Origin of the sequence: Algoriphagus namhaensis (assembly GCF_042649705.1) — a bacterium.
Taxonomy (GTDB): Bacteria; Bacteroidota; Bacteroidia; order Cytophagales; family Cyclobacteriaceae; genus Algoriphagus; species Algoriphagus namhaensis.
In genome coordinates, this window is sequence record NZ_JBHRZS010000004.1 from 1 (window position 1) to 2,962 (window position 2,962).

The 2,962-nt window shown below is 43.6% G+C and carries 1 protein-coding gene and 1 pseudogene; both read right to left on the bottom strand.

The genetic code is table 11. The annotated features are described in order from the left end of the window. Nucleotides 1-508 (bottom strand): annotated as a pseudogene (locus tag ACFOSV_RS03635) (PorP/SprF family type IX secretion system membrane protein); the annotation flags it as partial. Between the two features lie 79 nt (nucleotides 509-587). After that, nucleotides 588-2,962: DUF7507 domain-containing protein (locus tag ACFOSV_RS03640; RefSeq protein ID WP_377903508.1), on the bottom strand; the 2,375-nt coding region annotated here is incomplete at its 5' end.

A 2,962-nucleotide genomic window follows, 5' to 3' on the forward strand; every position in this document is an offset into this window, starting at 1 on the left:
AACCTCCCACCCAAATCCGCTCATAAAACAGGAACATCGCATTGATATCATAATTCGTCGGAGCTCCTTTCACTTCCTTGATCAAGAAGCTCGGCTTGAACTTCACCGTCTCTCCCAAGTCCAGCAGGTAACCCGCCGTCAGGTAGTAATGGAAGTCGTGATACGCCAAAGCCACATCTTCTTTCTCCAAGGATTTCTTACCGATCATGTTGTACACACTGAAACCCGCATAAAACTTGTCGTTATGGAAAAATAAACCCGTATTCAGATTCGGCGTGAACAAATTGATCGTCCCTACAGGAATCTCACTGTCCGGAAAATCATTCGGATCCAACAAGTTGCCGTCGATCGCATACTCACTCACCCCTGCACTCACTCCCAATCCTAACCAGCTCTTCTTGCCCGTCTGGATTCGATACGCATAGGTCAGCAAGCCGCCTGTCGTACGAGCAGGTCCCAAATTGTCGCTCATCAGCGAAAATCCAAAACCCATCGTACCCTCATTNCCAGTCTGCGAACCGGCAACACTTACAAAAAGGATTAATATGAGTCGATTAATAATTACTTTCATAGCGATAGGCTTTTGCTTATTCTTTAATTACCTGAATCCAACCTCTGAATTCATGCACTTTTCCATCTTTATCCACACCAGTAAAGATGTAGAAATAGGTACCTGATACCTGACCAGGAGCATCCCAGTCGTTTTGATAGTTTTCAGTTTCCAATACATGGTCTCCGTAACGGTTGAAAATCACGATATCATTGCTCACGAATTTGCCAATACCTAGAATTTCGAAGATGTCATTATCACCATCTATTTTGCCAGGGGTAATGACATTCGGGATACGGAATGGAAGTATTTCATTTACATCATCATCCACATCGTTCAATTCATTGATGTCATCCGCTGGAGAATCCACCTCAGCAGTATTCGTTATCAAGCCTGGGTCACCCGCCTTCACCAATATATTGAAAGTAATGGTCGCATCGGCTTCAAAGAATGGAATAGTCCATGTCAATCGGCTGCCTGTCACGGCCAAGGACACCTCAGCTCCCGAGGCATTTGATGTTACCTCAGAACTTAAATAGGTTAAATTTTGAGGCAAATCGTCTACCAAGGTCACCTCTCTAGCATCTGTGTCTCCGAGATTGGATAGTACCACTTCATAGACAAACTCGTCCCCTTCATAAATTTCTGCCTCGAAACTAGTCTTCTCCACTCCTAGATCGACTTGATCATTGATAATCGTAATCACAATAATCGCATCGTCGGTATTATCAGGGAAGGCAACTTCTCCCAAGGTATAGGTCAAAGTATAAGTACCCACAGGATTGAGCCCTGGCAACAAGACTAGATCTCCGTTTGCATCCACACTTATTCCGAGTAGTCCTCCAACATCAGTAATGGTGATTTCTACATCCTCTGAATTTGGTCGCTGACCAGCCAAAAGATCATTATCCAGAATATTTCCAAGTACCCCGCCAAAACTCAAGAAGAATTCTCCGAATAGGTCGTCATTTGCTATGATCTCATTTGGTGAGCCCTCCAAGCACCTTAGACCAAAATCAAAGTCATTAGGTTCGGTCGCACTAAATATCTGAGTAAGCGTCTTCGGAGTAGTGAATTCACAGAAAATTTCATTCACCTGAGTCATTCTAGCATCTGACTCTGGTAGCACTTTCACCAAGCCACTACTGGCCAGTGTAAATCCATTTGCAGCAAATTCAGCATCTGGTTCTAGAGTAATGGTAAACTCGCCGAATGGCACATTACCCGGTAACACATGAGTCCAGTATCCAAGTTGAGAAACAGTTTCGTTAGTTACGTAACCATTTGGCCCCTGAATCTCAAGATTTTGACCATTCGGATTACCAAATCCAGCTCGGTTTAACTCACCTTCATTTTCTGGCCCATCATACCTTCCATCTCCATTGAAATCAAACCACTCCCAAGTATTTAGATCGATTTGACCTCCTGGTACAATTGGGTTTTCACTTACTATACCATCGTTATTCGCATCAAACCATTCGTTCTCTATACCGTCACCGTTAAGATCGTACCAAACGAAGCCTTCAATCACTCGTTTAGTGCCTAATCCACCAAGGCGTTCGCTATATGGGAATTCTATTGAGGTATAATCGCAGTTAGTTAAAGTAAGCACTTGGGTATTTCCATTTGAAGCGAATAAACGCTCCACTTTATTCAACTGACGATCGATCACTTGAACTCTGTAGTCTCCTTCTGGAATATCCGTTGCTGTAAATCGACCTTCGCTATCAGTTAAATATAGAACTCCTGACTCTGATCCAACTTCAGAAATCATGACTGGAACATTAGCCAATGGGGTACTATTATCTTCATTGAAGACAATACCAGTAAGTAACGTTCGGTCATCACACAAGATCGAAACTACTGCCCCATCTTCTGCCTCCACTGTTAAACTTTCAAAGGTGCCATCTACTTCAGCTACATTGAGGATGTCCCCTTGGTCTAGAATATCCGAAATAGTTACAATATAGGTCAGAGTAATTTGTTGGCTTTCACCAACTCCCAAATCTCCTATATTCTCACTGTAAGAAAGCTTTGGATCTTCAATGCTTACATCTGTCAAGGCAACATTACCAGTGTTAGTCACAGTCAATGTGTAAGTGATGACTTCACCCACTTCTGAGACACTGGACTTATCCGCTTCTTTTAGAATTTCTATAGAAGGCACTTGCCCTGCTGGTACCGTTACCTGACCACCGCCAGATATGCCTCCACCGTCTGGTGTCTGACCAGTGCCCGTCGCAGCATTAGTCACAGAACCTGCATCAACATCTGCTTGCGTAATCGTATAGCTGGTTACTACCGTTGCACTTTCACCCGGTGCCAAGTCTCCAACATTTGTATTCAAGCCTGTCAACGGATCTTCTACTGTTACATCGCTTAAGGTCACGTTGCCTGTATTGGTCACCGTGA